We start from the raw sequence: 21,934 nt of genomic DNA on the forward strand, positions 1-21,934 counted from the left end.
CCCCGCGGCTCCCTGCGGCCGCGCCGGCGATGCACGGCCGCCGCGGCCAGGCTCTCGCGCCTTTCAACTCGCCCGGATCGCGGCGCCGCCGGTCGCGCGAACAGGCCTGCGCCGCGCCGGGCGCCTCGACCTGCGGTCGGCGCCGCGGACGTTCAGCGCGACTTGGTCGGCCGCCGCCAGCCCGCGAGCGTCGTCTGGCGCGCCCGTGCGACCGTGAGCTGGCCGGGCGGGGCGTCCTTGCCGATCGTCGAGCCGCCGCCGATCGTGGCGCCGGCGCCGATCGTGACCGGCGCGACCAGCACGCAGTTGCTGCCGACGTGGGCGTCGTCGCCGATCGTCGTGCGGTGCTTGTTCACGCCGTCGTAGTTGGCGGTGATGCTGCCGGCCCCGAAGTTGACCCGCTCGCCGACCGTCGCATCGCCGAGGTACGCGAGGTGGTTCGCCTTGGCGCCGCGCGCGAGCGTCGAGTTCTTCACCTCGACGAAGTTGCCGATGTGGACGTCGGCGCCGAGCTGCGCGCCGGCACGCAGGCGTGCGAACGGTCCGACCATCGCGCCGGCGCCGACCTCGACGCCGAGCGCCTCGCCGTCGATGTGGGTGTAGGCGCGCAGGCGGGCGCCGCTCGCGATGCTCGCGTTGCGGATCACGCAATAGGGGCCGATCGTCACGTCGTCGCCGATCTCGACCCGGCCCTCGAACACGCAGCCGACGTCGATCTCGACGTCGCTGCCGCAGACGAGCTCGCCGCGCACGTCGAGGCGCGCCGGGTCCGCAAGGCGCACCCCGGCGTCCATCAGGCGCTCGGCCTGGCGCGCCTGGTGGCGCCGCTCGAGCTCGGCGAGCTGCAGCGGGCTGTTGACCCCGAGCACCTCGACCTCGGTCGGCGCGTCGCTCGCGACCACCTCGACGCCGTCGCGCACCGCGAGCGACACCACGTCGGTGAGGTAGTACTCGCCCGCTGCGTTGTCGTTGGTGAGCTGGCCGAGCCAGCGCTTGAGCGCGGCGGTCGGCGCCGCCATCACCCCGGTGTAGACCTCGTCGATCGCACGCTGCGCGGGCGTCGCGTCCTTGTGCTCGACGATGGCGCGCACGCGATCGCCGTCGCGCACGATGCGGCCGTAGCCGCTCGGGTCGGCGAGCTTCACGCCGAGCAGGGCGAGGCGGCTGCCGCCGCACGCGTCGATCAACGCCTCGAGCGTCGCCACCTCGATGAGCGGCACGTCGCCGTTCAGGATCAGGGTGACGCCGGCATCGTCGAGCAGCGGCGCGGCCTGCTGCACCGCGTGGCCGGTGCCGAGCTGCGGCGACTGGCGCGCGAACGCAAGGTCGGGCGCCGCGCATGCGGCCTCGACCGCCTCGGCGCCGTGCCCGGTGACGGCGACGATCCGGCTCGGGGCCAGCGCGCGGGCGGTGCGCAGCACGTGCTGCAATAGACTTTCCCCGGCGAGGCGGTGCAGCACCTTGGGGCGCGCCGAGCGCATCCGGGTGCCCTTGCCGGCGGCCATCACCACGATGTCGAGAACCATGTCAGCACGCGCCACGATGAAGTCCGCCTCGGCTCAGCCTGTTCGAAGAGCGCCGATTATCGGCGTGCTGCTCGGCGCCCTCGTCCTGCTGCTGGCCGGCTGCAGCGCGCTCAAGCTCGGCTACGGCCAGGCGCCGGGCTTCATGTTCCGCTGGATCGACGGCTACATCGCGGTCAACGACGCACAGGAGCTGCGCACCCGCGAGGCGCTGCGCGACTGGTTCGCCTGGCACCGGCGCGAGCAGCTGCCCGACTACGCCGAGCTGCTGGCGCGGGCGCGCCGCGACGTTGCCGGCGACACCACGCCGGAGCGCGTCTGCGCGCTCTGGCGCGACGTCAAGGGCCTGATCGGCCCGGCGGTCGAGCGCGCCGCGCCCGCGGTCGGCGAGATCCTCGTGACGCTGAGCCCGGCGCAGATCGCGCAGATCGAGCGTCGCAACGTCGAGCGCAACGCCGAGTACCGGGACGAGCACATGCAGGCCGACCCGGTCAAGCGCCGGCGCGCCGCCGCCAAGCGCGCGGTCAAGCGCGCCGAGATGCTGTACGGCGACCTCGACGCCGGCCAGCGCGAGCTCGTGGCGAAGCTGCTTGCCGACTCGCCGTACGACGTCGAGCAGTTCTACGCCGAGCGCGAGCGGCGCCAGCAGGACGCGCTGCAGACGATCCGCACCCTCGTCGCCACGCGCGCGACGCCGGCCGATGCCGCGGCGGCGGTCAAGGCGTACGCCCAGCGCGCCGAGCGCTCGCCGCGCGAGGCGTACCGACGCCAGGCCGAACGCGTGGCCGACTACAACTGCGCGTTCGCGGCGACGCTGCACAACCGAACCACACCGGCGCAGCGTGAAACCGCCGCGCGCAAGCTCAAGCGCTCGGAAGACGACCTGCGCGCGCTCGCCGGCGAGCCCGCCTGATACCGCGCCTGCGGCGGCATGACGCCGCAGACGGAAACGGCAACCTCCGCGGGTGGCTCGGCCCCTTCAGGGCGCGAGCGGGACGCTGACGACGTGCGGGTCGGGAACCGCCTTTGGAAAGTCGGCGAGCGCCGCCGCGAACAGCGCCGGCAGGATGCGCTCGAGCGCGCCGCCGAAGCCGTCGTTGGTCGCACGCGCCTCGTAGAGCGGCGTGCTGCTCGTGCCGTCGCGCATCAGCAGCGCCACCTCGCGCTCGTAGCGTGGCGGCGAGCTGCCGTACCAGCCCGGGCCCCAGCCGAGCGGGCGATGCCGGAACGCCCAAGGCCGGCCGAAGCGGCCGACCCAGAACGGATCGTCGAACGGCGAGCGCTCGACGGCTGTGATGCGGGCGCCGATCTGCACCCGTACGTCGGCGCGCGCCGGGTCGGCAGCGCTCGTGAAGCCGGCGCGCTCGAGCGCAGGGCGTGCGGCAGCTTCGAGGCGCTCCTGCGCGGTGGGGTCTGACTGCTGCGACGGCAGGCGCTCGAACGCGTAGGTCGGCGTCGCGCGGCCGACCGGCCATTCGCCGTAGCTGCTGACCTCGGCGTTCAGGGTGGCGAGCGAGGCGCAGCCGGCGAGCAGCGCGAGCGCGGCGCCGGCAGCGACGAAGCGCACGCTGCGCGCGCGCGTGCCTGAGAGTGACGTCATGTCGTGGTCCGAAGTTGCCAGGGTGGTCGGGGCAACCGATGGACCCGACGCACTCAGAGCGGTTCCGCCGGCCGTTCGCGATGCAGCGAGACCACGCTGATCGGCGCGGCCGCGGCGCCACAGGCGCCGTCGTCGGCGGCCTCGAGCGGGTCGTCGAACGCGACGTCGCCCTCCGCGTCGGGCATGCCGGTCGGCGCCAGCGCCTCGAAGCCGTACAGGCGCCGGTCGGCCAGGTGCGACGGCACCACGTCGCCGAGCGCGCGGAAGATGTTGTCCAGGCGCCCCGGCGACTCGCGCTCCCAGGCGTTGAGCATCGCGCGCGTGCGCACCCGCTGGAGGTTCGGCTGGCTGCCGCACAGCGTGCACGGGATGATCGGGAACGCGCGCAGCGCGGCCCAGCGTTCGAGGTCGGCCTCGGGCACGTAGGCGAGCGGCCGGATCACCACGTGGCGACCGTCGTCGCTGCCGAGCTTGGGCGGCATCGCCTTCAGCTTGGCGCCGAAGAACAGGTTCATGAAGAACGTCTGCAGGATGTCGTCACGGTGGTGGCCGAGCGCGATCTTGGTCGCGCCGAGCTCGCTCGCGACGCGATAGAGCGCGCCGCGTCTGAGCCGCGAGCACAGGCTGCACATCGTCTTGCCTTCGGGGATCAGGCGCTTGACGACGCTGTAAGTGTCCTGGTTGGCGATGTGGAACGCGACACCCCGGCTCGCCAGGTACTCGGGCAGCACGTGCGCCGGGAAGCCCGGCTGCTTCTGGTCGAGGTTGACCGCGACCAGCTCGAACGGCGTCGGCGCGCGCTCGCGCAGCTCGATCAGGATGTCGAGCAGCGCGTAGCTGTCCTTGCCGCCCGAAATGCAGGCCATCACCTTGTCGCCGGCCTCGATCATGTTGAAGTCGGCGATGGCCTGGCCGACCAGCCGGTGCAGGCGCTTGTTCAGCTTGGCCTGCTCGACGCTCGGGCGGCGCGTGCCGCGGGCGGGCGCATCGGCGTCCGGGGCGGCCGCTGCGGCGCTGTCCGGCAGGGCGAAGGCGGGTGTGGGCGGCGGCATGGTTCCTACAATCCGGCGATGGGGCAAGACGAACCGGCCAGTGTATCGAGCGCGCTCCCGCGGCTGATCGGCGAGGCCATCGACGCGGCCGGTGGCTGGATCGGCTTCGACCGCTTCATGGCGCTCGCGCTCTACGCGCCGGGGCTCGGCTACTACGCGAACGACAGCTGCAAGTTCGGTTCGCTGCCGTCGAGCGGCAGCGACTTCGTGACCGCTCCGGAGCTGTCGCCCCTCTTCGCGCGCGCGCTCGGGGTCCAGGTCGCGCAGGCGCTCGACGCCGCCGGCGCGTCGCACGTGGTCGAGTTCGGCGCCGGCAGCGGCGCGCTCGCTGCCGGCCTGCTCGACGCGCCTGGAACGCGCATCGAGCGCTACACCATCGTCGACGTCTCGGGCGCGCTGCGCGAGCGCCAGCGCGAGCGGCTCGCCGCCCACGCGGCTCGCGTGACCTGGGCCGACGCGTGGCCGGAAGCGATCGAGGGCGTCGTCATCGGCAACGAGGTGCTCGACGCGATGCCGGTGCAACTGCTGCACTTCGACGGCACGCGCTGGCTCGAGCGCGGCGTCGTGGTCGCCGGCGACGGCTTCGCCTGGTCCGACCGATCGACCGAGCTGCGGCCGCCGTGGGACGGCCCGTTCGTTCCCGGCACCGTGATCGAGATCCACCCCCAGGCCGAAGCCTTCGTCGCCACGCTCGCCGGGCAGATGCGTCGGGGCGCCGCGTTCTTCGTCGACTACGGCTTTCCGCAGGCCGAGTACTATCACCCGCAGCGCAGCGGCGGCACGCTCATGTGCCACCGCGCCCACGTGGCCGACACCGACCCGCTCGTCGACGTCGGCCAGAAGGACATCACCGCGCACGTCAACTTCAGCGGCATCGCGCTCGCCGGGCAGGACGCCGGGCTCGACGTGATCGGCTACACCTCGCAGGCACGCTTCCTGATGAACTGCGGCATCGCCGGGCTGCTCGATGCGGCCGACCTGCGCAGCCGCATCGACGCGCAGAAGCTCGTCACGGAGCACGAGATGGGCGAGCTCTTCAAGGTGATCGGCTTCGCACGCGGCGTCGACTTCGATCCGATCGGCTTCGTCGCCGGCGACCGCACCCACACGCTGTGACGCGCGCCCCGCTCACCGCTGCCGAGGCGCCGACGTGATCCGCTGGCTGATCGTCGTCTTCGTCGCGCTCGTCGTGTTCAGCTCGATCGGCAAGTGGCTCGAGAAGCTCGGGCTCGGCCGCCTGCCGGGCGACTTCCGCTTTCGTCTGTTCGGCCGCGACTGGTTCATCCCGTTCGCGAGCACGGTCCTGCTGAGCGGGTTCGGCTGGCTGCTGATCAAGTTGTTGTGAGGTCCAACGCCGCCGCCACCGCTGCGATGCGCGCCGCGTGGATCGCATTGGCGATCTTCTTGCCGGTCTGACCTTTCTCGAGCGCGGCCGCCGCGATCGCCGCGGTGTCGATGCCGCGCGCCGCCGCGAGCGCGGCGAGCACCCGCTCGCGCGCCGGGTACGGCCGGTCCTCGAGCCCGAGGCGTCCGCGCGCGTCGCACTCGCAGGCGAGCAGCACGTCCGGCACGCGCTCGGGCCGGCGCCAGGCGTCGAGACGCTCGAGCAGGCGCACCAGCGCGGCGGCGTCGAAGTCGGCGCTCCGGTGGACGTTGCCGTGCTCGCGCGCGACCAGCACCGCGAGCTGGCGGCACGGCGTCGGCACGCGCAGGCGGTCCGACAGCTCGCGCACCAGCTCGACGCTGCGCTGCTCGTGGCCGATGTGGCGCGGCAGCACGTCGCCCGGCGTCGTGCCCTTGCCGAGGTCGTGGCCGAGGCATGCGAAGCGCACCTCGAGCGGCGCCTCGAGGCGCGCCGCCATGTCGAGCACCATCATCAGGTGCACGCCGGTGTCGACTTCGGGGTGGTACTCGGCGCGCTGCGGCACGCCCCACAGCCGGTCGACCTCGGGCAGCACGCGAGCGAGCGCGCCGCAGCTGCGCAGCACCTCGAACATGCGCGAGGGCTTCGCCTCCATGAGCCCGCGCGACAGCTCGCGCCAGACGCGTTCGGGCACCAGCGCGTCGGCCTCGCCCGCCTCGACCATCTGCCGCATCAGCTCGGTCGTCTCGGGTGCGACGGCGAAGTCGGTGAAGCGCGCAGCGAGGCGGGCGAGTCGGAGGATGCGCACCGGGTCCTCGGCGAACGCCGGCGAGACGTGGCGGAACACGCGGGCCGCGAGGTCCGCCGCGCCGCCCCACGGGTCGACGAGTTGCCCATCCGGGGTCTCGGCCATCGCGTTGACGGTGAGATCGCGGCGCTGCAGGTCTTCCTCGAGCGTGACCGCGGGGCTCGCGTCGGTCTGGAAGCCGTGATAGCCGGCGGCGGTCTTGCGCTCGGTGCGCGCGAGCGCGTACTCCTCCTTCGTCTCCGGGTGCAGGAAGACCGGGAAGTCGGCGCCCACCGGCACGAACCCGAGGCGACGCATCTCGTCGGGCGACGAGCCGACGACGACCCAGTCGCGGTCGTTCACCGGCAGGCCGAGCAGGCGGTCACGGACGGCGCCGCCGACGATGTAGGTTTCGAGAGCCATGGCGCGGCTGATTGTCCGCGCGGGACTGGCAACCGGCGTGCACCGGCTGCGTAGGGCTCTGCGGCCGCTGGCGAGGACCACGCGCGCCGCGGCGCGCCGCATCAGACCAGTTCGGGGCGCGTCCGGTACGGCTCGTCGTCGGGGATGAAGTCGTGCTCGGCGCGGGCCGCCTCGGCCCACTCGCGCATCGCCGGCAGCGCCAGGATGCGGTCGGCGTAGGCCTGCGCCGGGCCCGAGATCGGCACCGCGTAGGTCGCGAAGCGCGACGCCACCGGTGCGTAGAACGCGTCGGCGATGCCGAAGCTGCTGCCGAACAGGAACGGCCCGCCCGACGCGTCGAGCTGCTCGCACCAGAGGCTGTCGACTCGCGCGACGTCGCGCCGCGCGGCGTCGTTCTCGGCGACGACCCGAGGTCCGACTTCGGGAAGCGACGCCTCGATGTTCATCGGGAAGACGCTGCGCAGCGTCGCAAAGCCGCTGTGCATCTCGGCGCAGAGGCTGCGCGCTCGTGCGCGCTGCTGGCGGTCGCCCGGCCACATGCCGCGGGTCGGGAAGCGGTCCGCCAGGTACTCGCAGATCGCGAGCGAGTCCCACACCGCGAAGCCGTCATCGTCGATCAGCAGGGGCACGCGGCCGGTCGGCGCGAGCGCGAGCAGGGTGCGCTTGAAGTCGGAGTCGTCGTGGGTCGCGAGGCGCAGCGCGACCTCGTCGAACGGAATGCCGATGGTGCGCAGCAGCAGCCAGGGCCGCAGCGACCAGGACGAGTAGTTCTTGTTTGCGATGTAGAGCCGCATGCCGCCTCCCGCTGTGGTCGGCGCATCCTAGCGACCCTCGGTGTCGCCATGGGTGACGATCGGGCATCGCGTCGATGCGCTGCCCGCATCGCTCGCGGCGCAGTCGGGGCTATGGCAGGTCGGGATCGCTGCGCGCACCCGGCATCGCCGGGCCGATCGGCTTGCCGAGGCGCTCGCGCAGCGACGGCTTGGGGTCGCCGAGCAGCGCGGCGTAATACGTCGCATTGCTGAGCACCTTCTTCACGTAGTCGCGCGTCTCGTTGAACGGGATGTTTTCGGCCCACGCCGCGGGTTCGAGCGTCGCGCCCTCGCGCCAGCGTCGCGGCCGGCCGGGGCCGGCGTTGTAGGCGGCCGCGCCGAGTGCCTGCGAGCCGCCGAGGTCGTCGAGCACCAGCTTGAGGTACGCGTGGCCGAGGCGCAGGTTGACGTCGCGATCGGTGATCTGCTGCGGCGAGAACGCGACCCCGATGCGCTTGGCGGTCCAGCGCGCGGTCGCCGGCATCAGCTGCATGAGGCCCGAGGCGCCGACGCCCGAGCGCGCGTCCATGATGAAGCGCGACTCCTGGCGGATGAGCCCGTAGACGTACGCCGGATCGAGCCCGATCTCGCGCGAGTGCGCCTGCACGTCGCGCCGGAACGGCGTCGGGAAGCGCTGCTCCATGTTGATCTCGCGCTTGGTGCGGTCGCTGGTGTTGATGCAGCGGTCCCACACCTCGCGGTCGCAGGCGAGCTGTGCGGCGGCGAGCAGCTCGCGGTCGCCCATGCCGCGCAGCGTGAAGTTCCATTCGCGCACGCCCTCGCTGCGCAGGCCGATCGCGATCAGCTGCAGCGCACGCACGAGGCCGGGGTTGCCGACCGTGGCACTGCGTTCATCGGGCGTCGGCGGCTCCGGCCTTGCCGGCAGCGGCTGCGGCGAGCCGGCCTCCTCGGCGGCGAGCTGGCCGTAGAAGTTGAACTGATCGGCGATGCTCAGGAACAGCGCGCGAGCGAGCCGGCGCTGCGCCTCGCCTTGCTCGTTGTCGCCCGAGAGCGCGATCATCGCGCGCGCCTTCCAGTAGACCCAGGCGGCGTCCTTGCGCTCGCCTGCGCTCATCGCGTCGATCGCCTGCATCACCTGCTGCCAGCGTGGCCGGCCCTTGTCGGCCCGCAGCGCGGCGCGCACCTTCCACGCCAGCGTCTCGTCGGGCAGCGCCAGCTCCGGGTCGTCGCCGCGGCGCGCCCGCGCAGCCCGCTGGTAGAGGTCGGCGGCGGTCGGGCGCAGCGCGATCGCACTCTGCTTGGCGGCGGCGGCCCAGGCGTACCCGGCGAGCTCGTTCGGCAGCTCGCGGTCCCAATGGTCCATCAGGAGCCCCGCGGCCTGGTCGCCGTCGCTGGCGGCGATGCGCAGCAGCGCGAGCGTGGCGAGCTCGGCGTCCTCGCGACGCTTCGCGGACGCGTTGCGCGCCAGGTAGCGCGCGGGGCTGTCGAGCACGTCGCCGAGCGCCGCGTACGCGCCCGGGCCCACCAGCCCGACCGCCTGCCGTGCCGCCTTGGGGCGGTTCGCCTCGACTGCCAGGCGCGCCTTGCGCCAGGCGTCGGCGGTGGTGAGCAGCCGCGCCTCGTAGAGCGTGGTCGACATCTGCGTGCAGCCGTCGCTCGCATCGCGGTCGGCGAGCCACGCGTCGAGGGCGGCCTCGCGCACGGGCTTGCCGGCCAGGTGGTCGACGAGCAGGGCGTAGCAGGTGACCTCGCCGTCGTCGTTCATGCGAAAGCGCGGAAACTCGAGCGCGAAGTTGGTCCAGTCGCGGCGCTTGCCGAGCTCGAGCAGCCAGTCGTTGCGCAGGCGGTCCTCGACGTAGCTCCCGGACCAGCGCGCGGCGAACGCGTTCACCTCGTCGGGCTGGGCGTCGCGGATCCGGTTGGTGAGCTCCCAGTAGTCGATCCAGGGCGCCAGCGGGTTGCGGTCGGCACTCGCGACGGCACGCAGCGACGCCAGCCGCAGGCGGTCGCGCGCGCGGAACGCCTCGCGGGCATCGAGCACGGTCGTCGCGTGGTTGGGCGCGACCGCGGGAACCGCGGCCGCCATCGAGCGCTCGGCAGCGACCAGCGGTGGCGTGCCGGCGAGCAGCAGCATGCCGCCGACGAGCGCCACGGCGGCCGCGGGGCGCAGCCATGGCCGCTCATATACTGCCCCGGCGGTCGCGCGCCAGGCACACCGCATCGTCGTCGTCATTCGTTGGAACGGCATCACGTCTGGATTGAAAGATTCGTCGTCGGACCCGGCGGGTAGCGCGTCTCGCGCGGCGTTGCGGCGCCGATTGATCGCCGAGCGCGCCGCGTTTGCCGCCGGCGATGCTGCTGCAGACGCGTCTCGCGCGCTTGCCGCAGCACTCGCCGCGGTGATCGTCGAGCTCGAGCCCGACTGCCTCGGCGTCTACTCGCCGATGCGGCACGAATTTAACGTAGCCGATGCGCTGGAGGCCGACTCCCGCCTCGCGGCGCTCGACCTCGCGTTGCCTTTTGCGCGCCGTGACCCGGTCGCGATGGAATACCGGCGCTGGGACCGCCGCGTGGCGAGCCTCAGCGACGAACTGGGCCTGCCGACCGGCGCCGGCCCGCGCGTGGTTCCCGACGTCGTGCTGGTGCCGTGCGTCGGGTTCAGCGCCGACGGCTGGCGCCTCGGCTACGGCGGCGGCTACTTCGACCGCTGGCTCGCCGCGCATCCGCACGTCACCTCGGTCGGCGTCGCCTGGTCGTTCGCCGAGATCGACGCACAGGCCGCGGCCGCCGCGCCGCACGACCAGCTGCTCACGCTGGTCGTCACCGAACGCGGCGTGGTCGGCGCCTGAACCCGCGCCGGGCGCGTCAGCGCTTGCTGGCGTGCGCGCCGAGGAAGGCCAGCGTGCGCTCGCGCGCGGTGCGGGCACTCGCGGCGTCGAACGACGCGCGCTGGTCGCAGTTGAAGCCGTGGTCGGCTGGATAGACGTGCACCTCGACCTGCGGATGCGCCTTGCGCAGGGCGTCGATCGCGCTCGGCGGGATGCTCGAGTCTTTGTCGCCGAAGTGCGCGAGCACCGGGCAGCGCGGCGCCTCGTCGAGCAGCCCGGCGATGCCGCTGCCGTAGTACGCCACCGCGGCGGCCAGGCCAGGCAGACGCGCCGCGGCGAGCCATGACATCGTGCCGCCCCAGCAGTAGCCGATCGTCGCGACCGGCCCGGCGTCGGCCACGTGCGCCTGCGCCGCGGCGATGTCGAGCAGCACCTGCTCGTCGTCGACCGCGCCCTTGAGCGTGCGGCCGCGCGCGACGTCGTCGGCCGTGTAGCCGAGCTGCACGTCGCGCTCGGTGCGGTCGAAGAGCGCCGGCGCGATCGCCAGCCAGCCATCGGCAGCGAAGCCGTCGGTGACGCTGCGGATGTGGCTGTTGACGCCGAAGATCTCCTGCAGCACGACGATGGCGCCGCGCGGCGCGGACGCCGGTCGCGCGACGTAGGCGGAGAAGCGGTGGCCGTCGCTCGCCTGCAGCGACACGGTCTCGTTCGAAGGGCTCATGGGCGATCCTGACGGGTGATGAACGGGAGCCTGGTGCTCGACGCGCCGGCGGCCGGGGTCGAGCAGGGCGCGCCGATGATAGGTCGCAGGCCTGGCGTGTTCAGGCCACGGCGGGTGCGGCGGCCGTCTCGCCGATCGCCGCCCGCGTCGCCGCGGCCTGCTCGGCGACCCAGTCGGCGAAGCCCGCGACCTCGGCGCGCAGGCGCCCGGCCGGCGTGACGATCATGCAGTACGAGTACGGGCTGCGGACGCGCGAGGCCGGGCCGAACGGCTCGACCAGCTCGCCGCGCTCGAGCGCCTCGACCACGAGCGGCACACGCGCGAGCGCGACGCCGTGGCCGGCGAGCGCGGCCTGCACCTGCTGGTAGGTGAAGTTGAGGTAAAGCCAGCGGTGCGGCTGCAGGCCCGGCTGGCCGTGGCGCTCGAGCCAGTGGCGCCAGCTCAGGTATTCGGTGCTCGCACGGTTGTCGTCCTCCTCGGCGAGCGTGTGACGCGCGAGGTCGGCCGGCGTCGCGAGCGGCGGGGCGTCACCGCTGCGGATGCGGTCGTGGAGGCCGCGGCTCACCACCGGCGTGAGCGTGTCGCTGAACAGGTGCACGGCACCCTCGGGCGCGCGCGAGCGCATGCAGTAGCGCAGCGCGAGGTCGATGTCGGGGTCGTCGAGATCGGCGAGCTCGTCGTTGGCCGACACGCGGATGTCGATGCCGGGCTGCTCGCGCTGGAACGCCTCGATGCGCGGCAGCAGCCAGAGCGAGCCGAACGATGCGAAGGTGGTGAGATTGACGCGGCGACGGCTCCTCGTGTCGCGGATCTGCCGCACGCAGGCGTCGAGCTTCTGCAGCATCGGCTCGACGGTGCGCAGCAGCGCGAGCCCGGCCGGCGCGACCTGCACGTGCCGGGTGCCGCGCACGAACAGCGGCGCGCCGAGCTCGTCCTCGAGGCTCTTGATCTGGCGGCTGACCGCCGACTGGGTGACGTGCAGCTCGTCGGCCGCGGCGCCGAAGTTGAGGCAGCGCGCGACCGCCTCGAACGCCCGCAGGTTGGTCAGCGAAAGCGGGCGGCGGTTCCGGCCATTCATTCCGGCCGCGCATCGATGGTGCGCACAGCTTTCATTGGATTCCTGGGGCGTGGTTGTCGATCATAGCGACTCGGAAAACCGGGAGATTGATGATGGAACAGCACGGCGCGAGAGGCTTCGAATGGGCAGTCGACGGCACCCCGGTGCCGCTGCGCCGGGTGCTGCCGCAGCGCCTGGGCCGCCGTCCCGGCCGCCTGCACGTGCGGCGTGGGCGGGTCTGGGTCACGCGGTCGAACGACCTCGACGACCACGTGCTCGGCCCCGGCGAGTCGATCGCGATCGACGATCCGCGCGTGGTCGTCGTCGAACCCTGGGACGCCGCCGCGGCCGCGCTCGTCACCTGGCAGCCGCAAGCGCGCGTCGCGGCGTGGCTCGCGTCGGTCGAGGGCGTCGCGGCAGGCGCGAGCGCGCGCCTGGTCGCGTCGTCGCTGGCGATGGTGACGCGGGGCATCGAGCGCCTCGAGCGGTTGCGGGCGCGGCTCGAACGGCTGCGTGGCGGCGCGGCCGCCGGTTGCGCCGGGACGGTCGCCGCGCCGACCGCCACCATCCGCTGACGCCACGCGCGCGGTCCGTCGGGTCGACGCGCGCCGCGGGTCACGCACAATCGCGGGCACTGCCGCCCGCTGATGAACCCCGCCGACCCCACCGACCCGCGCGCCGCGATCAGGAAACGCCTGATCGCCGCCCGGCAGGCATTGCCCGATCGCCTCGAGCGCGCCGTCCGCCTGCAGAGCGTGCTGCGCGCCTGGCTTGCCGGGCGCGGTGAGACCGCGATCGGTGCCTACTGGCCGATCAAGGGCGAGTTCGATCCGCTGCCGGCGCTCTATCGCTGGAGCGAGGGCCGTCCCGATGGCGAGATGCGGCGCATCGGCCTGCCGGTGGTCGACCGCGCGTCGGCGTCGCTGCGCTTTCACCTCTGGTACCCGGGCTGCGAGACCGAGCTCGACGCCTTCGACATCCCCAAGCCGAAGGACACGCCCGAGTTCACGCCGCAGATGCTGGTCGTGCCGTGCCTCGGCTACGGCCCGGGCGGCGTGCGGCTCGGCTACGGCGGCGGCTTCTTCGACCGTGCGCTGGCGGCGATCTCGCCGGCGCCGCTGCGAATCGGCCTCGCCTACACGAACGGCTTCCTGCCCATGCTGCGGGCGGGCCGCGACGAGCGACCGCTCGACGTCGTGCTCACCGAGGACGGCGTGATGTGGCAGGCCGCTTGAGCAGCCTCGGCGAGCACCGCCACGAGCGCCCTGCAGCCCTCCGGCCTGCCGGAACGCGCCAGCGCGGCGGACCCGTGATCGGGCGCGCCCGTGCAGCGGCGAACCGGCCGGGCAGGCCGCGCCGGCGCGGCGCTGCCGGCTCGACGTGCCGCGCGTCGGCTCGGTTGCGCGCCGCGCGCCCTGTATAAAGGCGCCCGTGCGTTTCCGGACCCTGACCGCGACTCCCGGCCCTCGGCATCGCCGGCGCATGGTCGCGGTGGCGTGGCTGGTGTTCGCGCTGGTGGCTGCGCAGTCGCTCGGCCTCCTGCACCGCGTCGTCCACGCGGGCAGCCTGGTCCGTCTCGGCACATCCGCCGCGGTGGAGCACGTCCGATCGCCGGCCGCCGAGGTGCGCGAACCGGGCTTCCCCGCTCTCTTCCTGAGGCACGACGGCAAGAGCGCGTGCTCGTTGTTCGACGGCATGACCGGCACCGCCCTCGCGGTGGCGGCGCTGCTGCCGCTGCCGCTGCTCGTGGTGCCCCGCGAGCGGCTGCGGCCATTTGCAGCCGACTTCGTCGCGCGCTGGGCCGCGCTCTTCGACGCTCGGGGGCCGCCGGACTTTCGCTGATCCCTTCCAGGTTTGCGGTCCTGCTGCAGGCGCGGCGCGACCGAGTCCATCCGTTCAGCGAAAGTTCCACATGAAATTCGTCTCCAGTGCGGGCGGCGCGTTGCCGTCCTCCATCCGCAGCACGCGTCGCACATCGCGTGATCCACGCCGCGGGGTTCGTCGCGGCGGCCTCGCCGGGCTCTGGGCTGCCGCCGTGCTCGGACCGGTCGGCGCTGCCGCCCAGACCGCCGCTCCGGCGCAGGCGCCGACGCCGATCGGGGGCTGGCAGGCCGGCGCCGTGCTCGACGTCTCGGTCGGCTCGCGCAAGCTCGGCCTCGGTCTGCGCGACAAGGGTCTCGCGCTCGGGCACAGCGACCTGACCGCATATGGCCCGCTCGGCGCGCACCTGCAGGCCCAGCTGACCGCGGTCGTGCACAGCCACGAGCGCAAGGTCGAGACCGAGCTCGAGGACGCGTGGGTGCAGTCGCGCACGCTGCCGGCCGGCCTGCAGGTTCGCGCCGGGCGCTTCGCCTCGCAGCTCGGCTACCTGAACGAGCTCCATCCGCACACCGACGACTTCGTCGAGCGCCCGCTGCTGTATCGCGGCTTTCTCGGCGATCACTGGATCGACGACGGCCTGCGCGTCAACTGGACCGCGCCGACCGACCTCTACCTCCGGCTCGGCGTCGAGGTGTTCCGCGGCCGTGGGCTGGTCGACGGACAGTCGTCGGGCCGGCCGGGTGCGGCGGTGCTGTCGGCCAAGACCGGCGGCGACATCGGCGCGAGTCACAGCTGGCAGGCCGGGCTCGCGATGGTGCACAACCGCCGGCAGGCGGCCGACGAGCACGAGCACGAGGAAGGCGAGCTCGAGGAAGAGGAACACGACGCGCACGAAGGGCACGGCCACTCGCACGGCGCCGCCTATGCCGGCCGTCGCATGTGGATCGCCGATCTCGCCTGGAAATGGGCCCCTGGCGGCAACAACAGCCAGCAGCAGGTGCGGGTGCTCTACGAGTACGCGCAGGTGCGCGGCGCCGACAACGAGGTCGGGCCACGGGCGCGTCACAGCGGGCAGTACCTCAGCGCGGTGTGGCGCTTCGACCCCAGCTGGGAGGCCGGCGTCCGGCACGACCTGCTGCGCGTCAGCGTGCCGCACGACGACCACGCCCACACGGGCCGGCTGCGCGAGTCGGCGCTGATGCTCGCGTGGAAGCCGACCCACATGCAGACGCTTCGCCTGCAGGTGACCCAGCAACGCGGCCGCGGCGAGCTCGACGAACGCACGCGCGGCGTTCATCTGCAATACATCCTGAATTTCGGTGCCCATGCTGCGCATACCTTCTGACCGCTTCTTCGCGCGCGGCGTCGCCGCGCTCACGCTCGCGTTCGCCGCGAACGCCGCCCACGCGCTGACGGTGTTCGCCTGCGAGCCGCACTGGGCCGCGCTGGTGCGCGAGCTCGCGCCGCATGCGCAGGTCCGCAGCGCCACTCACGCCGGCCAGGACCCGCACCACATCGAGGCGCGGCCGAGCCTGCTGGCCGCGATGCGGCAGGCCGACGTCGCGCTCTGCACCGGCGCCTCGCTCGAAGTGGGCTGGCTGCCGATGCTGCAGTCGCGCAGCGGCAACGGGCGGGTGCAGGCCGGCGCGCCCGGCATGCTGATGGCCGCCGAGTTCGTCTCGCTGATCGACCCGCGTCCGGGCGCCGGAGGCTCGCCGTTCGAAGGCGACGTGCACCCCGAAGGCAACCCGCACTTCCAGCTCGACCCGAAGCGGATGCTGAGCGTCGCCGAGGGCGTCGCCAAGCGCCTGCAGCAGCTCGACCCGGCGCGCAGGGACGACATCCAGCGTCGCTGGGAGGCGTGGTCGGCCGACTGGCGCGGGCGCATCGCGCAATGGGAACGCAAGGCGGCGCCGCTGCGCGGGATGCGCGTCGCGGCCCAGCACACCACCTTCGCGTACCTGTGGGGCTGGCTCGGCATCGAGCAGGTCGCCGACCTCGAGCCGCGCCCCGGCACGCCGCCGAGCGCGGCGCACCTGCAGCGCCTGCTCGAGCAGACCCGTGCGGTGCCGCCGCGTGCCGTCGTCGTCGCGACCTACCAGGACGCGCGCGGCGCGCAGTGGCTGGCCGAGCGGGTCGGCTCCGGCGTGCCGGTGCTGCAGCTGCCGAGCTCGGTCACCGACGACGGTCCGACGGCGACCCTGGCCGGGCTGTACGACCAGCTGCTCGACCGCCTGCTGGCCGTGCCGCGATGAATGGCTCGGCGATCGATCCGGCGATCCTGCTGCCGGCGTTCGCCGCCGGGCTGCTCGTGCTCGCGACGCACGTGCCGCTCGGCGCCGAGGTGCTGAGGAAGGGCATCGTCTTCATCGACCTCGCGATCGCTCAGATCGCGGCGCTCGGGGTGATCCTCGCGGGCCTGATGGAGGTCGATCCGCACGGCTGGCAGGTGCAGGCGGCGGCGGCCGTGGCGGCGCTCGCCGGCGCGGCGCTCCTGGTCTGGACCGAGCGCCGCTGGCCCGAGGTGCAGGAGGCGCAGATCGGGGTCGTCTTCGTGCTCGCGGCGACCGCGGGGATCCTGCTGCTGGCCAAGAACCCGCACGGCGGCGAGCACCTGCGCGACCTGCTGACGGGACAGATCCTGTGGGTCGGCTACCCGCAGCTCGTCGTGCCGGCGATCGCCACGCTCCTGGTCGGCGCGTTCCTCTGGCGCATCGCCGCGCTGCCGCGCAGCGCCTTCTACCTGCTGTTCGCGATCGCCGTGACGGTGTCGGTGCAGCTCGTCGGCGTGTACCTGGTGTTCGCGACGCTGATCGTGCCGGCGCTCGGCGTGCGCGGCTACCGCGCCGAACGCCGCCTGCCGCTCGCCTACGCGATCGGCGCAGCCGGCTACGGCAGCGGTCTCGTCCTTTCGGCCGCGGTCGATCTGCCTTCGGGTGCGCTGATCGTCTGGTGCCTCGCGATCCTCGCCGCGCTCGCGCACGCGATGGCGCCGAAGCGCGGTGCCGAGCGGCCGGTCAACGCCGCGCGCTGACCCGGCGCGGCTCGTGTGCCCCGCAGGCTACGGGCGGGAGCGCCGCCCGCCCGTGCTTGGTCACGCACGGGTCGCAAGGGCGCACGAGTTGGTGGCTGCAGAAAAGCCGCCGCAGCCGGTCGGCGCCTTGCCCGGCGGCAGCCCGCCGATCAGCCTGCGGTCTTGCGCGTGTCGGTCGCGATCTTGACCGCGATCAGCGCGAGCACGCTGCCCATCACGTAGCGCTGCGCGCGCAGCCAGCCTTCGCTGCGCGACAGCACGGCGGTGACCGATGCGGCGCCGAGCACCAGCATCAGGTTGACGAGGCCGCTGATCGTGATCTGCACCGCGCCGAGCGCGGCGCTCTGCAGGAACACCGAGCCGCGGTCCGGGTGCAGGAACTGCGGAAAGAACGAGAGGTAGAACATCGCGACCTTGGGGTTCAGCACGTTGGTGAGGAACCCCATGCGAAACAGCCGCGCGGGCGGGTCGTGTGGCAGGCTGCGCGCCGCGAACGGCGCCTGGCCGTCGGGCTTGACCGCCTGCCACGCCAGCCACAGCAGGTAGGCGGCGCCGACGAGCCGCACCGCGTCGAACGCGTACGGCACGGCGGCGAGGAGCGCGGTGAGGCCGAGCGCGGCGGCGAGCACGTGGAACACGAAGCCGACCAGCACGCCGGCGAGCGACAGCACGCCGGCGGCGCGGCCCTGGCACAGCGTGCGCGAGACGCAATAGATCATGTTCGGACCGGGCGTCAGCACGAGCAGCAGCGCGGCAAGCGCGAACCAGGCGAGTTCGGGGAGGCTGAGCATGGTCGGACCTTTGGACTCTGGCCGCCGCTCGGAGCGGGGCGGTGTCGGCGACGGGGCGATGCTTGCCCCTGGCCCCGTAGTTTGCGCGCAAAGGCGCCGTCGGTCCGATTGACGCCGATCCTTTGAGACTCCGACACGGTCCACTCGTCGGGCCTGTGCAGGGCAGCGTGGCAGACCGCGCGGCCGGCACCTCGATCGCCGGATCGTCGGCTGCGGTCGCGCGCCGCCCGAAGCGCACGGCTCCACGGCGCCGGCCCCTATGACGCGACCGACGAAGGCTTCGTCGTCGTGATCGCCGGGAGTCGAGGGAGCGGACTGCTGAAGCCGGCCGTTGCCGCGGCTTGGCTCACGCATTCGGCGGCCCGACATGACCAGCGGCTCTCCCGCGTTCCTATGATCCGGCGACCCCACTCGGGGCCTGGACATGACCCAGCTTGCAGCCGCGGACGCGCGTGTGGCCGTGCTGGTCGACTGCGACAACATCTCGCCGGAAGTGCTCGCGCACGCCCTGCGCGTGGTCACGCAGTTCGGCCGGATCGTGCTGCGTCGAGGCTACGGCAGCCATACGACACTGGCTTCGCGCTGGCAGGAAGCGCTGGTCCGCTTTGCCTTCACGCCGTGCTTGCAGTACGCCTATGCGGCCGGCAAGAACACATCCGACATCGCCCTTGCACTCGATGCGCTCGAGGCACTGTTCGACGGTCGAGCGGATACGTTCTGCCTCGTCACGAGCGATTCCGACTTCGCCTATCTCTGCCGCAAGCTTCGCGAACGCGGAGCGACGGTCCACATCGTGGGGGAAGCGAAGACGCCCGATGCATTGCGCAATGCGAGTGACCAGTTCTTCGAATGGACAGCGGCCGACGCAACAGCTGGCGTGACCGAGGCAGACAAGAGCAAGCCGGCCGCGCCGGCACCCGCGCTACCCAAGCGCAGGCCCAAGGCGCTGATCCATGCGGTCAGCCTGCTCGCCGCCGGTGCCCCCGACGGAAAGGTCGGACTCGGAGCGTTGGGTCAGTACCTCAAGCGGACCGATCCAGGCTTTTCGCCGAAGCTCTTTGGTCACGCCGCCCTCGCCGAGATGGTGCGCACATACCCTGATCTGGTCCTCACCCAAGAGAACGGTTCGGGTTACTGGGTTGCCCTGAGGCCACGTACGGACGCATCGGACAGCTGACTTCCGCGCAGCTCGTCGGGGCAGGAGCGCGCTCGAAGAACGTCGTCACCGCGTGAGGTCGACGATGTGCGCCGCACCCCGCGGCTACATTCCTCCGCATGGAATGGACCGACAACTGGGTGCTGGCTCCGTGGGGCCGCCTCGCACTGCTGGCCGTCGTCGCGATCGTCGGCGCGACCGTCGCGCATCGCGTGCTGCGGCCGATCGCGATGCGGGTCGGGCGCTACTCGACCGTGCTGGCGGCGGTGTTCCGCCGCATCGACCAACCGGTGCAGTTCATCCTGCCGCTGCTCGCACTGCTGGTGCTGTGGCAGGGCGTGCCGGGCGACGTCGCCGGCATCAGCGCGGTCGAGCACACGACCGCGGTGCTGACGATCCTTGCGGTCACCTGGCTGGCGTCGGCATCGGTTCATGGCGTCGCCGAGGCGGTGATCACCTCGCACCCGCTCGACCTCGCCGACAACCTCGAGGCGCGCCGCATCCAGACGCAGACCCGTGTGCTGGCGCGCATCGCGCACACGACGGTGATCGTCGCCGGCCTCGCGTTCGTGCTGATGACGTTTCCGAAGGCGCGCCAGGTCGGCACCAGCCTGCTCGCGTCGGCGGGCGTCGCCGGGCTGGTGCTCGGCATCGCCGCGCGGCCGGTGTTCGGCAACCTGGTCGCCGGCCTGCAGATCGCGCTGGCGCAGCCGATCCGCATCGACGACGTGCTGATCATCGAGGGCGAGTGGGGCCGCGTCGAGGAGATCACCGCGACCTACGTGGTGCTCAAGATCTGGGACGAGCGCCGCCTCATCATCCCGCTGCAGTGGTTCATCGAGCACCCGTTCCAGAACTGGACGCGGCGCGGCGCCGAGTTGCTCGGCACCGTGTTCCTGTGGGTCGACTACACGCTGCCGGTCGAGCCGATCCGTACCGAGGCGCGGCGCCTGTGCGAAGGCGCGTCCGAGTGGGACGGCCGCGTCTGCGTGGTGCAGGTCACCGACACCAGCGAAAAGAGCATGCAGCTGCGCATCCTCGTCAGCGCCGCATCGTCGAGCCTCGCTTTCGACCTGCGCTGCAAGGTGCGCGAGGGCCTGATCGACTTCATCCAGCGCGAACACCCGGCGGCGCTGCCGCGCGCGCGCACCGACGTCGAGTCGGCGCGCGGCGCCACTCCCGGCGCGCTGTCGGCGTGGGCGGCGGCCGAGCGTTGATGCGGGGCGTCATCGCGGCGCTGCTCGATCGCTGCTCCCGCCGACGGCCACTAGTCGCGCCGAGGCGTTGCCGCCAGCGGGTTTGTCCGGTCACCGGCAACCGCTCAGCCTCCTACATTGAGACAGACCGACCGGGCGGTCGGCTTTGTTCGTCGCGCCCACGCGGCGGGAGACCTGAGGAGACATCACGTGGCCCACCGGCAATCCTTCGCATTCCACTTCAAACGCCTCCCATCGCTCGCCGCCTGCGCGGCGGCGCTGTTGCTCGCAGCCTGCGGTGGCGGCGGCGACAGCGCTGACGACACGCCGTCGCTGCCGAGCGCGGCACAGATGGCGTCGACTTGCAGCGGCCTCGTGGGGAAGACCTACGCCGGCGCGACGGTGACGTCCAGCAAGCGCTACGAGTCCAACGCGACGCTCGCGACGCCGGCGTTCTGCCAGGTTCTGGCAACGCGCTCGCCCTACCTCGACATCGAGGTGGTGGTGCCCGACAACTGGAGCGGGCGCCTCTGGCAGCAGGGTGGCGGCGGCTTCGACGGTCGCATTCCGTCGGCGCTGACGCTCGACAACGCCGGGTCCCTGACCGCACTCAGCATTGCCGTGGGGCGCCGCGGCGCCGTCTACGCGGCGTCGAACGGCGGCAATCGCGCGACGGTCGCGGCCGAGGCGGGGCCGGCGGTATGGGTCAACGGCACGACCCAGGGCGCCCAGTCGGGCACCGACTACGCCTACGCCGCGCTCGAGACGACGCGCTCGTTCGCCAAGGCGGTGACGCAGGCGTTCTTCCAGCGCGGCGCGAGCCACACCTACTTCAACGGCTGCTCCAACGGCGGGCGCAACGCCTACATCGCGATCCAGCGCTGGCCCGACGAGTACGACGGCGTCGTGTCGGGTTGCGAAGGCCTCGACATGGCCGGCCAGACGGTCGCCTGGATGAACATGGCGCGCCTCGTCGGCACGCCGGCGATGCCGGCGCAAGCGCAGTGGACGGCGGTCTACAACGCCGCGGTCGCGGCCTGCGATTCGCGCGACGGCATCGTCGACGGCGTGATCGCCAACTACAACGGCTGCAACTTCGACGTCGGCACGCAGCAATGCGGCCAGCCCGGTGCGAGCAGCGATCCGGCGATCTGCCTGAGCCCGGCGCAGCTCGCCACCGTGCGCAGCCTGCTCGGCAACATCACGTCGGCAGCCGGTCAGACCATTTACTCGGGCTACGGCTGGGCCAACTGGACCGCCCCGGGTTTTGGCGGTCTCGGCAGCGGCTTCATGGCGCTCGCGACCGGTGACGCGAGCTGGCTCACCTCGGCCGCCAGGCGCGCCTCGTTCACGGTCGACACCTGGTACGGTCCGACGCTGGCTGGCCTGCAGAACGCGGGTGCCGACCACGACAAGATCGCGATCGCCGCGTTCATTGCATCGGGCAAGAAGCTGATCAACTGGCACGACGGCGCCGACGGCCTCCTTTCGCTGAACGACCATGCGCGCAACCTCGCCACCATGCACACGATGGCGCGCAACTCGGGCCTTGCGAACCCGTCGGACAACAGCCGCTTCTTCATCGTGCCCGGCACCGGCCATTCGGGCGGCAGCGCACTCACCGCCGTCGACTGGTCGGACGCGATCATCAAGTGGGTCGAGGACGGCGTCGCCCCGACGCAGCTCGTCTACACGCGCACGATCGCCGGCGGGACCAAGGCGATGCCGGTCTGCCAGTACCCGATGTATCCGCGCTATACCGGCGGCGACGTCAACGCGGCAGCGAGCTACGTCTGCAGCGCGCCCTGA

The 21,934-nt window shown here is 72.5% G+C and carries 22 protein-coding genes; 13 read left to right on the forward strand and 9 right to left on the reverse strand.

The annotated features are described in order from the left end of the window. Positions 1-152: 152 nt before the first annotated feature. Positions 153-1,526: a bifunctional UDP-N-acetylglucosamine diphosphorylase/glucosamine-1-phosphate N-acetyltransferase GlmU gene (glmU, locus tag HQN59_RS11860; protein ID WP_176069313.1), complete on the reverse strand. Its 1,374-nt coding sequence runs from the start codon at positions 1,524-1,526 to the stop codon at positions 153-155. Between the two features lie 64 nt (positions 1,527-1,590). Between glmU and HQN59_RS11865 the strand changes: the two genes are divergently transcribed. Then, on the forward strand, positions 1,591-2,436 hold the full coding sequence (locus HQN59_RS11865) for a DUF6279 family lipoprotein (RefSeq protein WP_176069314.1): 846 nt from the start codon (positions 1,591-1,593) through the stop codon (positions 2,434-2,436). Positions 2,437-2,502: 66 nt separating this feature from the next. Here the strand turns inward: HQN59_RS11865 and HQN59_RS11870 are convergent, their stop codons facing one another. Further along, positions 2,503-3,123, reverse strand: coding sequence for a DUF4136 domain-containing protein (locus tag HQN59_RS11870; protein WP_176069315.1), 621 nt, complete (start codon positions 3,121-3,123; stop codon positions 2,503-2,505). 53 nt (positions 3,124-3,176) lie between these two features. After that, positions 3,177-4,175 carry a tRNA 2-thiocytidine(32) synthetase TtcA gene (ttcA, locus tag HQN59_RS11875; protein WP_176069316.1) on the reverse strand — a complete coding sequence of 333 codons (999 nt, stop codon included), beginning with the start codon at positions 4,173-4,175 and terminating at the stop codon, positions 3,177-3,179. Positions 4,176-4,193: 18 nt separating this feature from the next. On the opposite strand from ttcA, the gene HQN59_RS11880 reads away from it, so the two are divergent. Next, a complete protein-coding gene (locus HQN59_RS11880) occupies positions 4,194-5,291 on the forward strand; it encodes a class I SAM-dependent methyltransferase (protein ID WP_176069317.1) in 1,098 nt (365 codons plus the stop codon). Positions 5,292-5,325: 34 nt separating this feature from the next. Further along, positions 5,326-5,520, forward strand: coding sequence for a DUF2905 family protein (locus tag HQN59_RS11885; protein WP_176069318.1), 195 nt, complete (start codon positions 5,326-5,328; stop codon positions 5,518-5,520). Here the strand turns inward: HQN59_RS11885 and HQN59_RS11890 are convergent. The 3 genes from HQN59_RS11890 to HQN59_RS11900 all read right to left on the reverse strand — a co-directional run bounded on the left by HQN59_RS11890 (position 5,507) and on the right by HQN59_RS11900 (position 9,655). Further along, complete coding sequence (locus tag HQN59_RS11890; protein WP_176069319.1) at positions 5,507-6,748, reverse strand: multifunctional CCA addition/repair protein; 1,242 nt, start codon at positions 6,746-6,748, stop codon at positions 5,507-5,509. The two genes, HQN59_RS11885 and HQN59_RS11890, sit on opposite strands and share 14 nt — an antisense overlap. A gap of 101 nt (positions 6,749-6,849) precedes the next feature. Next, positions 6,850-7,542, reverse strand: a complete 693-nt coding sequence (locus tag HQN59_RS11895) for a glutathione S-transferase family protein (protein WP_176069320.1) — start codon at positions 7,540-7,542, stop codon at positions 6,850-6,852. A gap of 109 nt (positions 7,543-7,651) precedes the next feature. Beyond that, on the reverse strand, positions 7,652-9,655 hold the full coding sequence (locus HQN59_RS11900) for a lytic transglycosylase domain-containing protein (RefSeq protein ID WP_176069571.1): 2,004 nt from the start codon (positions 9,653-9,655) through the stop codon (positions 7,652-7,654). Between HQN59_RS11900 and HQN59_RS11905 the strand changes: the two genes are divergently transcribed. Then, positions 9,654-10,370 carry a 5-formyltetrahydrofolate cyclo-ligase gene (locus HQN59_RS11905; protein ID WP_259372724.1) on the forward strand — a complete coding sequence of 239 codons (717 nt, stop codon included), beginning with the start codon at positions 9,654-9,656 and terminating at the stop codon, positions 10,368-10,370. The two genes, HQN59_RS11900 and HQN59_RS11905, sit on opposite strands and share 2 nt — an antisense overlap. A gap of 16 nt (positions 10,371-10,386) precedes the next feature. On the opposite strand, the gene HQN59_RS11910 is transcribed toward HQN59_RS11905, so the two are convergent. Further along, a complete protein-coding gene (locus HQN59_RS11910; protein ID WP_176069322.1) occupies positions 10,387-11,070 on the reverse strand; it encodes a dienelactone hydrolase family protein in 684 nt (227 codons plus the stop codon). Positions 11,071-11,170: 100 nt separating this feature from the next. Continuing rightward, the gene (locus HQN59_RS11915; protein ID WP_176069323.1) at positions 11,171-12,148 is read right to left on the reverse strand and encodes a LysR substrate-binding domain-containing protein; all 978 of its coding nucleotides are present in this window, start codon (positions 12,146-12,148) and stop codon (positions 11,171-11,173) included. Positions 12,149-12,240: 92 nt separating this feature from the next. Here HQN59_RS11915 and HQN59_RS11920 point away from each other — a divergent pair, with 92 nt between their 5' ends. From HQN59_RS11920 to HQN59_RS11945, 6 genes are all read left to right on the forward strand, one after another. Next, on the forward strand, positions 12,241-12,702 hold the full coding sequence (locus HQN59_RS11920; protein ID WP_176069324.1) for a DUF2917 domain-containing protein: 462 nt from the start codon (positions 12,241-12,243) through the stop codon (positions 12,700-12,702). 72 nt (positions 12,703-12,774) lie between these two features. Continuing rightward, positions 12,775-13,362 (forward strand): 5-formyltetrahydrofolate cyclo-ligase, encoded by a 588-nt coding sequence (locus HQN59_RS11925; RefSeq protein WP_176069325.1) that lies wholly within the window; start codon positions 12,775-12,777, stop codon positions 13,360-13,362. A 196-nt stretch (positions 13,363-13,558) separates the two neighbouring features. Continuing rightward, entirely contained in the window at positions 13,559-13,969 is a 411-nt protein-coding gene (locus HQN59_RS11930) for a hypothetical protein (RefSeq protein ID WP_176069326.1), read from the forward strand. A 70-nt stretch (positions 13,970-14,039) separates the two neighbouring features. Next, positions 14,040-15,293, forward strand: a complete 1,254-nt coding sequence (locus tag HQN59_RS11935; RefSeq protein WP_246294874.1) for a hypothetical protein — start codon at positions 14,040-14,042, stop codon at positions 15,291-15,293. Next, entirely contained in the window at positions 15,274-16,203 is a 930-nt protein-coding gene (locus HQN59_RS11940; protein WP_176069327.1) for a metal ABC transporter substrate-binding protein, read from the forward strand. Before HQN59_RS11935 ends, HQN59_RS11940 begins: the two co-directional genes overlap by 20 nt. Then, on the forward strand, positions 16,200-16,982 hold the full coding sequence (locus tag HQN59_RS11945) for a metal ABC transporter permease (RefSeq protein WP_176069328.1): 783 nt from the start codon (positions 16,200-16,202) through the stop codon (positions 16,980-16,982). The genes HQN59_RS11940 and HQN59_RS11945 overlap by 4 nt, the downstream gene beginning before the upstream one ends. A gap of 149 nt (positions 16,983-17,131) precedes the next feature. Here the strand turns inward: HQN59_RS11945 and HQN59_RS11950 are convergent, their stop codons facing one another. After that, positions 17,132-17,773, reverse strand: a complete 642-nt coding sequence (locus HQN59_RS11950; RefSeq protein ID WP_176069329.1) for a LysE family translocator — start codon at positions 17,771-17,773, stop codon at positions 17,132-17,134. A 424-nt stretch (positions 17,774-18,197) separates the two neighbouring features. On the opposite strand from HQN59_RS11950, the gene HQN59_RS11955 reads away from it, so the two are divergent. From HQN59_RS11955 to HQN59_RS11965, 3 genes are all read left to right on the forward strand, one after another. Next, positions 18,198-18,950, forward strand: coding sequence for an NYN domain-containing protein (locus HQN59_RS11955; protein ID WP_176069330.1), 753 nt, complete (start codon positions 18,198-18,200; stop codon positions 18,948-18,950). Positions 18,951-19,048: 98 nt separating this feature from the next. Next, on the forward strand, positions 19,049-20,146 hold the full coding sequence (locus HQN59_RS11960; RefSeq protein WP_176069331.1) for a mechanosensitive ion channel family protein: 1,098 nt from the start codon (positions 19,049-19,051) through the stop codon (positions 20,144-20,146). Between the two features lie 189 nt (positions 20,147-20,335). Next, positions 20,336-21,934: a tannase/feruloyl esterase family alpha/beta hydrolase gene (locus HQN59_RS11965; RefSeq protein WP_176069332.1), complete on the forward strand. Its 1,599-nt coding sequence runs from the start codon at positions 20,336-20,338 to the stop codon at positions 21,932-21,934.

The sequence above is a fragment of the Rhizobacter koreensis genome (assembly GCF_013366375.1).
Lineage (GTDB): Bacteria > Pseudomonadota > Gammaproteobacteria > Burkholderiales > Burkholderiaceae_C > Schlegelella_A > Schlegelella_A koreensis.